Consider the following 14,782-nt stretch of genomic DNA (forward strand, 5'->3'; position numbering starts at 1 on the left):
AAAGTTGGCCGGAAACGGTCCGTTGACCGGGAAGTCATGTCCGATAAACGGACCCGTTGATTTTCGGCCACCCGAAATCCCCGGACACCGCCCGCGCGGGCGCTCAGGACGGGTGCGGAACGGACCCGGCCGGGCCCTCGGCCGGCTCCCCGTGCCAGGTCCGCCACAGCGCCGCGTACGCGCCGTCGCCCGCCACCAGCGCCTCGTGCGTGCCCAGTTCGGTGAGCAGGCCGTCCTCCATGACGGCCACCCGGTCGGCGTCGTGCGCGGTGTGCAGCCGGTGGGCGATCGCGATCACGGTCCGGCCCCGGAGCACCGCGGCCAGCGCGCGCTCGGTGTGCCGGGCCGTCGTCGGGTCCAGCAGGGCCGTCGCCTCGTCCAGGATCAGTGTGTGCGGATCGGCCAGCACCACCCGGGCCAGCGCGAGCTGCTGGGCCTGCGAGCCGTCCGTGCCCCGGCCGGTTCCGCCCAGTGCCGCGTCCAGGCCGTCCGGCAGCTCCCGCACCCAGCCGGCCGCGCCGACCGCCTCCAGGGCCGCCCACAACTGCTCGTCGGCGGCCGCCGGTTCGGCGATCAGGAGATTGTCGCGGACCGTGCCGAGGAAGACGTGGTGCTCCTGGGTGACCAGGACGACCTGGCGGCGCAGCGTCTCGGGCGCCAGCTCCGCGACCGGCGCGCCGCCCACCGTCACGGTGCCCGCGCTCGGCGCGTCCACCCCGGCGAGCAGCCTGCTCAGCGTGGTCTTGCCCGCCCCCGACGGGCCGACCACCGCGAGCCGCTCGCCGGGCCGCACCGTCAGATCGACCCCGCGCAGCACCTCGCCGCCGCGCTCGTACGCGTACCGCACGCCCCGCACGTCGATCCGGTCGCCCACCGGAGCCGGCGCCCCGCCGTCGGCCGCGCCGCGCGGCGCCCCCGCCAGGCCCTCCACGCGGGCGAACGAGGCGCCGCTGCTCTGCAGTTGCTCGACGCGCATCAGGATCTGGTCCAGCGGCTCGGTGAACTGGCGCAGATACAGCGCCGCCGCTACCACCGCGCCCAGGCTCGTCCCTCCCCGCGCGTGCAGCACCCCGCCCAGCAGCAGCACCCCCGCCACCGGCAGCGAGTACGACACCTCCACCGCCGGGAAGAACACCGTGCGCAGACGCAGGGTGTGGAAGCGGGAGCGGCGCGCGGTCTCCAGCGCCTCCCTGCTCGCCGCCGTCCGCCGGCCGCGCAGCCGGAACGCCTCGACCGTGCGCGCCCCGGACGCCGTCGCCGTGACGATCTCGGCGACCTCCGAGTCGGCCGCGCCCTGCGCCAGATAGCCGGCGCGGGCCCGGCGCAGATACCAGCGCAGCGCGCACCAGATCGGCGTCAGCGCCAGCACCCCGACGGCGCCGAGCAGCGGGTCGATCAGGAAGACCGCGGCGAGCGTGAACAGCGCCTGGGCCGTGCAGACCAGCAGCTCGGGTCCGGCGTCCCGCAGGGTCGTGCCGACGGCGGCCACGTCCGCGGTGCCCCGGGTGGTCAGGTCCCCGGCGCCGGCCCGCTCCACCGCCGACGCGGGCAGCGCCAGCGCCCGGTCGACGAACTGCTCCCGGACCCGTGCGAGCGTGCGCTCGCCGAAGCGGTGCCCCGCGTACCGGGCCCAGCGCGCCAGCAGCAGCTGGGCCAGCGCGCAGACCACGATGGCCGCCGACAGCCGGTCCACGACGCCCGTCCCGTGCCCGGCGCGCACCTCGTCGATGATCCGGCCCAGCAGCCACGGCGCGGCCAGACCCGCCCCGGCGGCGAGGACGTTCAGGGCCAGCACCGCGGCGAAGGCCCGGCCGTCGGCCCGCACGAGGCGCACCGCCGCCCGACGCACGTCGGCCCGCCCGGCGACCGGCAGCCGCCCGGCGCTCACGCCGCCGTCGCCCGCCGCCGTGCTCCCGGTCGGTTCGGTCATCGCAGGGCCTCCTCGCCATCGATGCCGCCCGGCTCCGCCCGCCCGGATTCCGCCGGCACGGCCTCCACACGCACGCTCTCCGCCCGCACGGGACCGCGGCCGCCGTGGGCGTCGGCGGTGTTCGCGTCGCTCGCGGCGCCCTCGGTGGTTCCGCCGCCGACCGGGCCGCCGCAGCCGCCGCGTTCGTCGCTGTCCTTACGGCCTTCGTCGCCGTGTTCGCCGCTGTTCTTGCGGCCTTCGCCGCCGCGTTCGTCGCTGTCCTTGCGGCCTTCGCCGCCGCGTTCGCCGCCGCCCGCGTCGCCGTCGCCGCCGTCCTCGGCCTCCGCGGTGTCATCGGTGCCGTCGGCTTCCTCGGTGTCCGCCGTGTCTTCGGCGTCTTCGGTGTCGCGTGCCACCAGCGCGCGGTAGCCCGGCTCGCCGTGCAACAGGTCGGCGTGGCGGCCGGTCGCGGCCACCTTGCCGTCGACCAGGTAGTGCACGGTCTCGGCGTGGTCCAGGAGCAGCGGGGAGGTGGTGGTCACGACCGTGGTCCGGCCGGAGCGGGCCTCCCGCAGCCGCCGGGCGACGACCGCCTCCGTGTGCGCGTCGAGCGCCGACGTCGGCTCCACGGCCAGCAGCACCTCGGGATCGGCGAGCAGCGCCCGCACCAGGCGCACGCGCTGCCGCTGGCCTCCGGAGAGGCTGCGGCCCTGCGCGGTCACGGGCGAGTCGAGCCCCTGCGGCAGCCCCCGCACGATGTCGTCGGCGGCGGCCGCCCGCACGGCCCGCGCGACGGCCGCCGGGCCCGGCTCACCGCGCCCGGACACCACCTCGCGCAGGCTCCCCGTGAACAGGTCGGCCTCGTTGTCGGCGACCAGGATCGCGGCCCTGACCCGGTCCAGGGGCAGCGCGTCCAGCCGCACCCCGCCCCAGGTGACGTCGGTGGGACCGTAGCGGCCGAGCCGGTCCACCAGGGCGGTCACGTCCGCGTGCCGCGCGCCGACCAGCGCGGTCAGTCTGCCCGGCGCCACCCGCACGCCCGAGGCGGGATCGTGCAGGACCGACGGCTTGACGGGCGGCTCGGCGGTCCCGGTGTCCGCCTCCGGTTCCACGCGCAGCAGGCCGACGACCCGCCGGGCGGCCACCACACCCCGGCTGAGCTGGTAGCCCATGTCGACGAGGAACGCCACCGGCCCGATCAGGACGGCCACATAGCCGTACACCGACACCAGCTCGCCCACCGTCAGTTCGCCCTGGGCGGCGAGCCGGGCCGCGAGCCAGGTCACCACCGCGAGGAACAGCGTCGGCAGACCGACTCCGAGCGCCTGCATCCAGCTGGTGACCGAGCCGACCCGGTAGCCCTGCTCCCGCAGCCGCTGCGAGTCGCGCCGGAAGGCGTCCGCGAACAGCCCCTTGCCGCCGAGGCCGTTGAGGACGCGCAGGCCGCCCGCCAGATCGCCGATCCGCGCGGTGAGCACGCCCTGCCGCTCCCGGTACTCGGCCTCCGTGCCCTGAAGCCGCGCCATCAGCGGGCCCACCAGCCCGGCGACCACCGGCATCCCGAGCAGCACGACCGCCGCCAGCAGCGGCGACACCGACAGCAGCAGCCCGGCCACGAACACGTACACCACGACCGAGCCCACGCCGGGCCCGATCACCGTCAGCGAGTTCGCGATGGTGTGCACGTCGCCGACGCCGATGGTGACGACCTCGCCGCTGCCCACCCCGCGCGAGAGCCTGGCCCCGAGGCTCGCCGCGTGCCCGACGACGACCTTGGTGGTGCGGAAGTAGGCGTCCATGCGCACCCGGGTCATCGTGCGGTGCCGCATGACGCTCACCCAGGCGTTGAACGCGCCCACGGCGAGCAGGGCCCCCGTCCAGCCGGCCAGCGCGGCCGTGTCGCCGGGCTCCAGCCCGTCGTCGACCGCTCTGGCCAGCAGGTAGGGCGTCACCGCCATCAGCACCATCCAGACGCTGGCCAGTACCGCGCCGGCCGCCGACCGCCACGGCTGGCAGCGCACCAGCCAGGCGAGATACCACCAGCCGCCGCGGCTGTCCGGCGTGCCGGGATCCTCGTAGGCGTCGATCACACAGTCCCCCGGGGGTCGGGCGGGCGGTTCGGGCAGGCGGGGCGGACGGGCGGTTTCGCCCGATCGGTTCGGTCTGGGCGGGCCGGGTGGGGTCGGGTCAGACGAGGCTGTCGCGCCAGGCGCGGTGCAGGTCGGCGAAGCGGCCGTCGCCCGCGACGAGTTCGGCCGGAGTGCCGTCCTCGACGATCCGGCCGTGCTCCATGACGAGCACCCGGTCGGCGATCTCCACCGTCGACAGCCGGTGCGCGATCACCACCGCCGTGCGGCCCTTCAGCACCGTCGCCATCGCCGCCTGCACGGCCCGCTCGCCCGGCACGTCGAGCGAGCTGGTCGCCTCGTCGAGGATCAGCACCGCCGGATCGGCGAGCAACGCCCGTGCGAACGCCACGAGTTGGCGCTGCCCGGCGGAGATGCGGCCGCCGCGCTTACGGACGTCGGTGTCGTAGCCGTCCGGCAGGGCGCTGATGAACTCGTGCGCGCCGATCGCCTTCGTCGCCCGCTCGACGTCCTCGCGGGACGCGTCCGGCCGCCCGATCGCGATGTTCTCGGCGATCGTGCCGGAGAACAGGAACGCCTCCTGCGTCACCATCACCACCCCGCGCCGCAGTTCCGGCCCGGCCAGCTCGCGCAGGTCGACCCCGTCCAGCAGCACCCGGCCCCGGGAGGGGTCGTAGAAGCGGGCGAGCAGCTTGGCCAGCGTGGACTTGCCCGCGCCCGTGGAGCCCACCACGGCGACCGTCTGACCGGCGGGCAGCACCAGGTCGAAGCGGGGCAGGACCTCGCCGCCCGTGCGGTAGCCGAAGGAGACCCCGTCGAAGACGACCTCGCGGCCGGGCAGACCGCCGCGGGGCGCGGGCAGTTCCCTCGGCGCCGACGGCTCCGGCACCGACGGCCGCTGCGCGAGCAGGCCCGCGATCTTCTCCAGCGAGGCGGCGGCCGACTGGTAGGAGTTCAGGAACATGCCGAGCCGGTCGATCGGGTCGTACAGCCGCCGCAGGTACAGCACGGCCGCCGCCAGCACGCCCAGTTCCAGCGAGCCCCGCGCGACCCGGGTCGCGCTCCACAGCACGATCAGCGCGACCGCCGTGTTGGCGACCAGCCGGGAGCCCACCACGTACCGGGCCATCTCCAGCAGCGCGTCGCCGTTCCTGCGCTCGTGCCGTCGGTTCAGGACCCGGAAGCCCGCCTCGTTGGCCGCCTCGCGGCGGAAGGCGCGCACCGGCCGGATGCCGTTCATGGTCTCCACGAACTTCACGATGACGGCCGCGATCGCGGTGGAGCGCGCCGTGAACACCCGTCCCGCGCGGCGCTGGTAGACCCGCACCAGCTGGTACAGCGGCACGAACGACACCACCGCGACCGCGCCCAGCCCCAGGTCCAGCCAGAGCAGCATCGCGGAGATGAACACGAAGGACAGCACCATCGAGACGAGTTCCTGCAACCCCTCGTCGAGCAGCTCGCGCAGGGCCTCCACATCGCTGGTGGAGCGGGAGATGAGCCGGCCCGACGTGTAGCGCTCGTGGAAGTCCAGGCTCAGCGCCTGCGCGTGCCGGAAGATCCGGCCGCGCAGGTCGAGCAGCACGTCCTGGCTGATCCGGGCGGAGGCGATGAGGAACGCGTACTGGAGCCCGCCGGAGGCCAGCGCGCACAGCAGGTAGCCGGCGCCCACCGCGACCAGCGGCCCGTGGTCGGCTCCCCGCCACGCGGGCACGGCGCGGTCGATGGCGTACGCCACCAGCAGCGGGCCCGCCTGCACGGCCGCCTGCTGGAGCAGCAGCACCAGCGCGGTGAGGGCGACGCGGGCCCGCATGGGGGCCAGCAGGGAGCGCAGCAGCGCGCCGGTCGCGCCGGGCGGGGTGGGCAGGACGTCCCGGTCGAAGGGATCCCGCGCGTCGCCCGACGGCGGTCCGTCCGGTCGGTCCGGTCCGTCGGGCAGGTCCGGTCCGCCGCCGGTCGTGGGGGCGGAAGTGGCGGAGGCGGTCATCGGTCGTCCTCCTGGCGGCCGGTTCCTGACATGAGGTGGGCGTACTCGGGGTTGTCGCGCAGCAGTTCGTGATGGGTGCCGACGGCGGCGATCCGACCGCCGGACAGCAGGGCCACCCGGTCGGCGAGGAGCACGGTCGACGGGCGGTGGGCGACGATCAGCGCGGTGGTGTCCGCGAGGACCTGCCGCAGCGCGGCCTCCACGGCGGCCTCGGTGTGCACGTCCAGCGCGGAGAGCGGGTCGTCGAGGACGAGGAACCGGGGGCGGCCCACCACGGCTCTCGCCAGGGCGAGCCGCTGCCGCTGCCCGCCGGAGAGACTGAGCCCCTGCTCGCCGACCTGGGTGTCGGCGCCCTGCGGCAGCGCGTGCACGAACGCGGCCTGCGCCACGGCCAGCGCCCGCTCCAGCTCGACGGCGCCCGCCCGGTCGTCGGCGCCCATCAGGACGTTCTCCCCGACGCTCGCGGAGAACAGGGTGGGCTCCTCGAACGCGACGGCGACCCGCGCGCGCAGCTCCTCGCGCGGCAGCCCGGCGACGTCCTCGCCGTCCAGGGTGATGCGTCCGGCCGTCGCCTCGTGCAGCCGGGGCACGAGGGCCGTCAGGGTGGTCTTGCCGCTGCCGGTGGCCCCGACCAGGGCCATCGACTCGCCGGGACGGACGTGCAGGTCGACCCCGTCGAGGACGGGCCGGGAACCGGGGACGGCGTCCGGGTAGCGGAAGACGACGCCGTCGAAGCGCAGCCCGGTGTCGGACGCCGGCGCCGACCGCACCGCCGCGTCCCGTTCCGGCTCCTCGTCCATCACCTCGAAGTACCGCTCGCTCGCCGTCGACGCCTCCTGGCTCATCGCGAGGAGGAACCCGATCGAGTCGACCGGCCAGCGCAGCGCGAGCGCGGTGGACAGGAAGGCGACCAGGGTGCCCGCGGACAGGTCCCCGTCCGCGACCCGCACCGCCCCCAGCACCAGCGCGGCCCCGATGGCCAGTTCGGGCAGCGTCACGATGACCGCCCAGATCGTGGCCAGCAGCCGCGCCTTGGCCAGCTCCGTGCCGCGCAGCGTCGAGGACAGCTCCCGGAAGGCGCGCGCCTGCGTGCGGTGCCGGCCGAAGCCCTTGATGACGCGGATGCCGAGGACGCTCTCCTCGACCACCGTCGTCAGGTCCCCGACCTGGTCCTGCGCCCGCCGCGCCACCAGCGCGTACCGGCGCTCGAAGTACACGCACATCACGACGACGGGGACGGCCGGCCCCAGGATGACCAGCCCGAGCGTCCAGTCCTGGACCAGCATGACGACAACGCCGAAGACGATCGTCACCGAGTTGACCAGCAGGAACGTCAGCGGGAAGGCGAGGAACATCCGGATCAGCCCCAGATCGGCCGTCGCCCGCGAGAGCAGCTGGCCCGACGCCCACCGGTCGTGGAACGCCACCGGCAGCCGTTGCAGCCGCCCGTACAGCTCGGCCCGCATCTCCGCCTCGACGTGCGCCAGCGGACGCGCCACCAGCCAGCGCCGTATCCCGAACAGCAGCGCCTCCGTGAGACCGAGCAGCAGCAGGACGAGCGCCCCCAGCCAGACCCCGGAGGTGTCCCGGTCCGCCACCGGGCCGTCCACCATCCACTTCAGGACCAGCGGGATCACCAGCCCCGTGCAGGAGGCCAGCACGGCGACGAGGGCGGCCGTGAACAGCCGCGCCCGTACGGGGCGGACGTACGGCCACAGGCGCAGCAGGGACCGTACGGCGGAGCGGTCGGGGGCGGGGGTTGCACGTGTCTGGGCCATCACTGCGAGCCTACGGACCGGCACTGACATCGCCCACCGAGTTTCGGCCCGGCCGGGCTCGGTCGCAGGTCCTACGACCTGCGGTGCGACCCCTCGAACCGCAGGTCCTACGACCCGCGGTTCGAGGGGTCGCACCGGCACATCCACCGATCGGCCGACACGCGTTCGAGCGAGCCGTCGCGACGGGCGGGCGGCGCCCCCGCCGCGACGCCCGCGCCCCGGGCGGCGAACGGCTCGCGGGCGGGGAAGGGCCCGCGGGCGGGGCGCCGGCTCAGCCCGTCACCCTCAGCAGGAGCACCGCCCGCCCCGGCACCGTGACCGCGACCCCCGCGGGCAGCGTCACGCCCGGCGCCTCGTCCTGGTTCTCGCGCGAGGTGTCGACGACCACCTCGTAGCGCTCGGCCCACGGCGGCCCCGGCAGGACGAAGTCGACCGGCCGGTCCCCGGCGTGCAGGACGGCGAGGAAGCTGTCGTCGGTGATCGGGGCCCCCTGCTCGTCCCGGCCGGGGATGTCCCGCCCCGACAGGTACATCCCCAGCGTCGCGGCGGGCGCGTACCAGTCCCCTTCCGTCATCTCCGTGCCCCGCTCCGTGAACCAGGCCAGGTCCCGCAGCCCGTCCGCCGAGTGCGCCCGGCCGGAGAAGAAGGCGCGGCGGCGCAGCACCGGGTGGCGGTGGCGCAGCGCGATCAGCCGTGAGGCGAGGTCGAACAGGGCCCGCCAGCCCGGGTCGTCCAGCAGCCCCCAGTCCAGCCAGCTGATCTCGTTGTCCTGGCAGTAGGCGTTGTTGTTGCCCTGCTGGGTGCGCCCCAGCTCGTCGCCCGCGACCAGCATCGGCACGCCCGTCGACAGCAGCAGGGTCGTGAGCAGGTTGCGCAACTGCCGCCGGCGCAGGGCCCGTACGGCGTCGTCGGCGGTCTCGCCCTCGGCGCCGCCGTTCCAGGCGCGGTTGTCGTCCGTGCCGTCCCGGTTGCCCTCGCCGTTGGCCTCGTTGTGCTTGCGTTCGTAGGACACCAGGTCGCGCAGGGTGAAACCGTCGTGCGCGGTCACGAAGTTGACGGAGGCGTACGGGCGCCTGCCGCCCCAGGCGTACAGGTCGCTGGACCCGGACAGCCGGTAGCCCATCTCCCGCACGTCGGGCAGCGCGTGCCGCCAGAAGTCGCGCACGGTGTCGCGGTAGCGGTCGTTCCACTCCGTCCACAGCGGCGGGAACGCGCCCACCTGGTAGCCGCCGGAACCGACGTCCCACGGCTCGGCGATGAGCTTCACCCGGCGCAGCACCGGGTCCTGCGCGATGACCGCGAGGAACGGGGACAGCATGTCGACGTCGTGCATGGAGCGGGCGAGCGCCGCCGCGAGGTCGAAGCGGAAGCCGTCGACGCCCATCTCCGTCACCCAGTAGCGCAGCGAGTCGGTGATCAGCCGCAGCACGTGCGGCTGGACCACGTGCAGGGTGTTGCCGCAGCCCGTGTAGTCGGCGTAGCGCCGGGCGTCGGCCTGCAACCGGTAGTAGCCGCGGTTGTCGACGCCCTTGAGCGACAGGGTCGGGCCCAGCTCGCCGGCCTCGGCCGTGTGGTTGTAGACGACGTCGAGGATCACTTCGATGCCGGCCGCGTGCAGCGCGCGCACCATCCGCTTGAACTCGCCGACCTGCTGTCCCGTCGTGCCCGCGGACGAGTAGGCGGCGTGCGGGGCGAAGTAGCCGATCGAGTTGTAGCCCCAGTAGTTCTTCAGGCCGCGGCGCAGCAGATGGTCCTCGTGCGCGAACTGGTGGACGGGCAGCAGCTCCACCGCCGTCACGCCGAGCCGCGTCAGATGGCCGACGGCCGCGGGGTGGGCGAGCCCGGCGTAGGTGCCGCGCAGTTCCTCGGGGACGCCCGGGTGGAGCCGGGTGAAGCCGCGCACGTGCAGCTCGTAGATCACGGAGTCCGCCCAGGGCGTCTTCGGGCGGCGGTCGTCGGCCCAGTCGTCGTCGTCGTGGACGACGACGCCCTTGGGGACGTGCGGCGCGGAGTCGCGTTCGTCGCGCACGGTGTCGGCGACCTGCTGCTGGGGCCAGTCGCGCACATGCCCGTAGACCTCCGCGGGCAGCGCGAACTCGCCGTCCACCGCGCGGGCGTACGGGTCGAGGAGCAGCTTGGCCGGGTTCCAGCGGCCGCCGGTCCACGGGTCCCAGCGGCCGTGCACCCGGTAGCCGTACCGCTGGCCCGGCATGACGCCGGGCAGGAAGCCGTGCCAGATCTCGTGGGTGAGTTCGGTGAGCCGGGCGCGGGTCTCGCGTCCGGCCTCGTCGAACAGGCACAGGTCGACCGCCTCCGCCCCGCCCGCCCACAGGGCGAAGTTGGTGCCCGCGACCCCGTCGGGGCCGACCCTGAACCGGGCGCCCAGGGGCGTCGGCGCACCCGGCCGCACGGGTGGGCCCGGCACCTTGCGCGGCGCACCGTTCACGACGGTGGCCGGCGTGGCGCGCTGGGCCGCCACCGCCTCCTGCTCGGCTGCGCTGGACACCGTTCAGCCTCCCGCGGCTCGTGGGACGACGGGGGTGCGGGGCGCGCGGTGTCCCTGCCGCGGCTCCCCGTCGTGTCGTCCTCCCTCCATTCCTGCCCAGAGCGGCCCTCGCACTCACGTTTCCCCGAGGCGTGCCCGGTCGTTGGGCACGCCGTGAGGCACGTACATGGGCGCGCACGGCGCGCGGGGGTCGCACTGGCCGCCGTACTGACATGGGCAGGACTACTGGCCGGGGCCGCCGGCTGCACCGGCGGCGACAGCCGCAGCGGACTCGACCGGATGCTCGGCAAACCGCCGGCCCCCGAGGACGTCATCGGCGTCACCCCGCTGGACGGCGCCAAGGGCGTGCGTCCCGGGGAGCGCCTGCGGGTGCGGGTGCCCGAGGGGCGGCTGGAGTCGGTGAAGGTCGTCCGGTCGCAGGACGCCGAGGAGACGGAGGTGAAGGGCAGGATCGCCGCGGACGGGCTGAGCTGGCGGCCGGACGACGACCGGCTGGGCCTCGCGGCCCGCTACACGGTGGACGTGGTCGCCCTCGACGGGGACGGCGACCGCTCGGCCCGTCACACCACGTTCACCACGTTCGTCCCCGACAAGCGCTTCATCGGCTACGTCACGCCCGAGGACCGCTCGACGGTGGGCACCGGCATGATCGTCTCGCTGGAGTTCAACCGGGAGATCGTCGACCGGGCGGCCGTCGAACGCGCCGTCCGGGTCACGGCGCAGCCGCCGGTGGAGGTCCGGCCGCACTGGTTCGGAAGGGCCCGGCTCGACTTCCGGCCCGAGGAGTACTGGAAGCCCGGCACCCGGGTCACGGTGGCGCTGGGGCTGCGCGACGTCGAGGCGGCGCCCGGCGTCTACGGGCTACAGCAGAAGTCGTTCTCGTTCACCGTGGGCCGCAGCCAGGTGTCGCTGGTCGACGCGGCGAAGCACACCATGGAGGTCCGGCGCGACGGGGAACTGCTGGCCACCGTGCCCGTCACGGCCGGGGCGCCGAAGAACACCACCTACAACGGCAGGATGGTGGTGAGCGAGATGCTGGAGCTGACCCGGATGAACGGCGCCACGGTCGGCTTCAGGAAGGCGAACGGCAAGGGCGAGTACGACATCCCGGACGTGCCGCACGCCATGCGCCTGACCAGTTCCGGCACCTTTCTGCACGGCAACTACTGGGCGGACGACGTGTTCGGCCGCGCCAACGTCAGTCACGGCTGCGTCGGCCTGCGCGACGTCAAGGGCGGCTCCTCGGACACGCCCGCGGGCTGGTTCTTCGACCGCAGCCTGGTCGGGGACGTCATCGAGGTCGTCCACAGCAAGGACAAGCAGGTCGCCCCGGACAACGGTCTCGGCGGCTGGAACATGACCTGGAAGGAGTGGACGGCCGCCTCCGCGGACTGACCCGCGGAAAGTCCCCGCCCCCCCGGGGGCAACCTTCCCCGCTGTCCCATGGTCCAAGTTGGGACTGAACGGTGACATTTTCGGCGCGTCCAGGCCGCTGACCTTGTGGTTAATATGCGGCGAACGCGGGGGACGCGTCGCTGTGCGGCCCGGGGAGGGCCCGGGGGAGTGGGGAGAAGGACTTTGAACGTGGGACCGATACGGGGGGCGTCGGTTGGGGGGCGCTCACGCGGCCGCAACAGGCGGCTGGCGCTGCTCGCCGGCGGAATACTGCTCGCCGTCACGGCGTGCGGCGGCGGTGACGGCTCCGGATCCGACGCCAAGGCCGGCGGCGACGGCGGCAAGGGCGCGACGACCGCCGCGCAGAGCAAGCAGTCGGAGGCGGTCGTCACGATCGCCCCGAAGAGCGGCGCCAAGGACGTGGACACCAGCGGCGCCCTGAAGGTGACCGCGGCCAAGGGCAAGCTGACCGAGGTGACCGTCAAGGACACCAAGGGCAGGAAGATCGAGGGCGCGATCTCGGCCGACGGCGCCGGCTGGACGCCCGCCACCCACCTGGCCGCGTCCACCGCCTACCAGGTGCACGCGGTCGCCAAGGACTCCGCGGGCCGGACGGCCGCCGAGGACTCGTCCTTCACCACGCTGAGCCCGCAGAACACCTTCATCGGCAACTTCACGCCCGAGGACGGCTCGACCGTCGGCGTCGGGATGCCGTTCTCGGTCAACTTCACGCGGGGCATCACCAAGCCGGACGACGTCGAGAAGGCCATCAAGGTCACGACGGTGCCGGCCGTCGAGGTCGAGGGCCACTGGTTCGGCAACGACCGCCTCGACTTCCGCCCGGAGAAGTACTGGAAGGCCGGCACCAAGGTGACGGTCGAGATGAACCTGGACGGCGTCGAGGGCCGCAAGGGCGTCTACGGCAAGCAGTCCAAGACCGTCTCCTTCACCATCGGCCGCAACCAGGTGTCCGTCGTGGACGCCAAGAAGCACACGATGAAGGTCACGCAGGAGGGCAAGGTCGTCAGGACCATCCCGGTCACCACCGGCAAGCCGGGCTACGCCACCTGGAACGGCCAGATGGTCATGAGCGAGAAGTTCACCGTGACCCGGATGAACGGCGACACCGTCGGCTACGACGGCGAGTACGACATCAAGGACGTCCCGCACGCTGTCCGCCTGACCAACTCCGGCACCTTCGTGCACGGCAACTACTGGGGCGGCGACGCCTTCGGCAACTACAACGCCAGCCACGGCTGCATCGGCCTGCGCGACGTGCGCGGCGGCTACGACAGCTCCGTCGCGGCCGCGTGGTTCTTCGACCACTCGATCGTCGGCGACGTGGTGGTCGTGAAGAACTCCACCGACCCGACCGTCGACCCCGCCAACGGCCTCAACGGCTGGAACATCCCCTGGGCGGAGTGGAAGAAGTAGGACGGCGGACGCCCCGGAGGGCGCGCCCTCCCGACGGGCCCGGTGCTGTGACCCACGGCACCGGGCCCGTCGTCGTTAATGGTGGTTAACCTGCTGGCATGACCGTGAATCTCGAAGTCGCCGACGGCGTCGGCACGATCCGTCTCGACCGCCCGCCCATGAACGCGCTGGACGTGGCCACCCAGGACCGTCTCAAGGAACTCGCCGAGGAGGCCGGCCGTCGTGACGACGTCCGCGCGGTCGTCCTGTACGGCGGCGAGAAGGTGTTCGCGGCGGGCGCGGACATCAAGGAGATGCAGGCGATGGACCACGCCGCCATGGTGGTGCGCGCCCGCGCCCTCCAGGACTCCTTCACGGCCGTCGCCCGCATCCCCAAGCCCGTCGTGGCGGCCGTCACCGGCTACGCGCTGGGCGGCGGCTGCGAGTTGGCGCTGTGCGCGGACTTCCGGATCGCCGGGGACAACGCGAAGCTGGGCCAGCCCGAGATCCAGCTCGGCCTCATTCCCGGCGCCGGCGGCACCCAGCGGCTCTCCCGGCTGATCGGCCCCTCCAAGGCCAAGGACCTCATCTTCACGGGCCGCATGGTCAAGGCCGACGAGGCGCTCGCCCTCGGCCTGGTGGACCGGGTCGTCCCGGCCGCCGACGTGTACGCCGAGGCGCACGCGTGGGCCGCCAGGCTGGCGAAGGGCCCGGCGATCGCGCTGCGCGCCGCCAAGGAGTCGGTCGACACCGGTCTGGAGACGGACATCGAGACGGGCCTGGCGGTCGAACGCAACTGGTTCGCGGGTCTCTTCGCGACCGCCGACCGCGAGACCGGCATGCGCAGCTTCGTGGAGGAGGGCCCGGGCAAGGCCACGTTCCTGTGATCATCGTCTCCTTCCGGGCCGCCGGAAGCGCTTGCCCTTGACGAGACGTCTCACCCGGGTCCCCCGAAGGGGCGGTTTCCGCGCCCTCGAGGGGGCCTCGCGGGACGGTCGGGACCGTGTAGCCGGCGGTGATCGCCGGTCACTCTCCGGCACGCCGTCCTCGCAGGTGGGCGCGGGTGCCCCGGTGCCCGTCCCGGCTCCGTCGCACGTCGGACGCCTGATGGGGAGGGGTCGCGCGCGGGGGGCGTATTCCGGCGGAACGGCCCCGGGGGGCCCGGCGGGCGGCCATGATGGGGGCATGGCGGGGCTGGAGGGCATCGGACAGCCGCGGGGACACAGCCGTGCTGCCGCGGCGCGCTGGTCGCCTGCGGTCGAGGACGAACGGGCGCTCAAGGCGCTGGAGTTGTTCGGCAATCCCACGGAGGGCGAGGTCTCACTGCCGTCCCGTCCCGAGTCCGCCGCCTCGGCCCGCCGGCTGGCCCAGGTCGTCGTCCTGCGCCACTGGGGACTGACGCCGAAGATGACCGAGGACACGGTCCTGCTGGTCTCCGAACTCGTCGGCAACGCCGTACGGCACACCGGCGCCCGGATGTTCGGGCTGCGGATGCGGCGGCGGCGCGGCTGGATCCGCGTCGAGGTCCGCGACCCCTCCCGCGGCCTGCCCTGTCTGATGCCCGTCCAGGAGATGGACGTCAGCGGCCGGGGCCTGTTCCTCGTCGACAAGCTGTCCGACCGCTGGGGCGTCGACCTGCTGCCCCGCGGCAAGACGACCTGGTTCGAGATGCGTGTCGCCGACCGGTAGACGGCCCGCGCCCGACCG

Annotated in this window: 8 protein-coding genes and 1 pseudogene; 4 read left to right on the top strand and 5 right to left on the bottom strand. The window is 74.0% G+C overall.

The genetic code is table 11. The annotated features are described in order from the left end of the window. Nucleotides 1-103 precede the first annotated feature (103 nt). The 5 genes and pseudogenes from OG802_RS24740 to glgX form a co-directional block, all read right to left on the bottom strand. Nucleotides 104-1,930, bottom strand: coding sequence for an ABC transporter ATP-binding protein (locus OG802_RS24740; protein WP_329413740.1), 1,827 nt, complete (start codon nucleotides 1,928-1,930; stop codon nucleotides 104-106). 347 nt (nucleotides 1,931-2,277) lie between these two features. Next, nucleotides 2,278-3,999 (bottom strand): annotated as a pseudogene (locus OG802_RS24745) (ABC transporter ATP-binding protein); the annotation flags it as partial. A gap of 97 nt (nucleotides 4,000-4,096) precedes the next feature. Beyond that, the gene (locus tag OG802_RS24750; protein WP_329413741.1) at nucleotides 4,097-5,983 is read right to left on the bottom strand and encodes an ABC transporter ATP-binding protein; all 1,887 of its coding nucleotides are present in this window, start codon (nucleotides 5,981-5,983) and stop codon (nucleotides 4,097-4,099) included. Next, the gene (locus tag OG802_RS24755; RefSeq protein WP_329413742.1) at nucleotides 5,980-7,761 is read right to left on the bottom strand and encodes an ABC transporter ATP-binding protein; all 1,782 of its coding nucleotides are present in this window, start codon (nucleotides 7,759-7,761) and stop codon (nucleotides 5,980-5,982) included. Before OG802_RS24755 ends, OG802_RS24750 begins: the two co-directional genes overlap by 4 nt. A gap of 271 nt (nucleotides 7,762-8,032) precedes the next feature. Further along, the gene (glgX, locus tag OG802_RS24760) at nucleotides 8,033-10,267 is read right to left on the bottom strand and encodes a glycogen debranching protein GlgX (protein ID WP_329413743.1); all 2,235 of its coding nucleotides are present in this window, start codon (nucleotides 10,265-10,267) and stop codon (nucleotides 8,033-8,035) included. A gap of 153 nt (nucleotides 10,268-10,420) precedes the next feature. Between glgX and OG802_RS24765 the strand changes: the two genes are divergently transcribed. From OG802_RS24765 to OG802_RS24780, 4 genes are all read left to right on the top strand, one after another. After that, a complete protein-coding gene (locus tag OG802_RS24765; RefSeq protein ID WP_329413746.1) occupies nucleotides 10,421-11,662 on the top strand; it encodes a L,D-transpeptidase in 1,242 nt (413 codons plus the stop codon). Between the two features lie 183 nt (nucleotides 11,663-11,845). Next, nucleotides 11,846-13,096: a L,D-transpeptidase gene (locus OG802_RS24770; RefSeq protein ID WP_443055314.1), complete on the top strand. Its 1,251-nt coding sequence runs from the start codon at nucleotides 11,846-11,848 to the stop codon at nucleotides 13,094-13,096. A 98-nt stretch (nucleotides 13,097-13,194) separates the two neighbouring features. After that, the gene (locus OG802_RS24775) at nucleotides 13,195-13,962 is read left to right on the top strand and encodes an enoyl-CoA hydratase/isomerase family protein (protein WP_329413747.1); all 768 of its coding nucleotides are present in this window, start codon (nucleotides 13,195-13,197) and stop codon (nucleotides 13,960-13,962) included. A gap of 298 nt (nucleotides 13,963-14,260) precedes the next feature. Continuing rightward, nucleotides 14,261-14,764 carry an ATP-binding protein gene (locus OG802_RS24780; protein WP_329413749.1) on the top strand — a complete coding sequence of 168 codons (504 nt, stop codon included), beginning with the start codon at nucleotides 14,261-14,263 and terminating at the stop codon, nucleotides 14,762-14,764. Nucleotides 14,765-14,782 lie beyond the last annotated feature (18 nt).

The sequence above is a fragment of the Streptomyces sp. NBC_00704 genome (assembly GCF_036226605.1).
Lineage (GTDB): Bacteria > Actinomycetota > Actinomycetes > Streptomycetales > Streptomycetaceae > Streptomyces.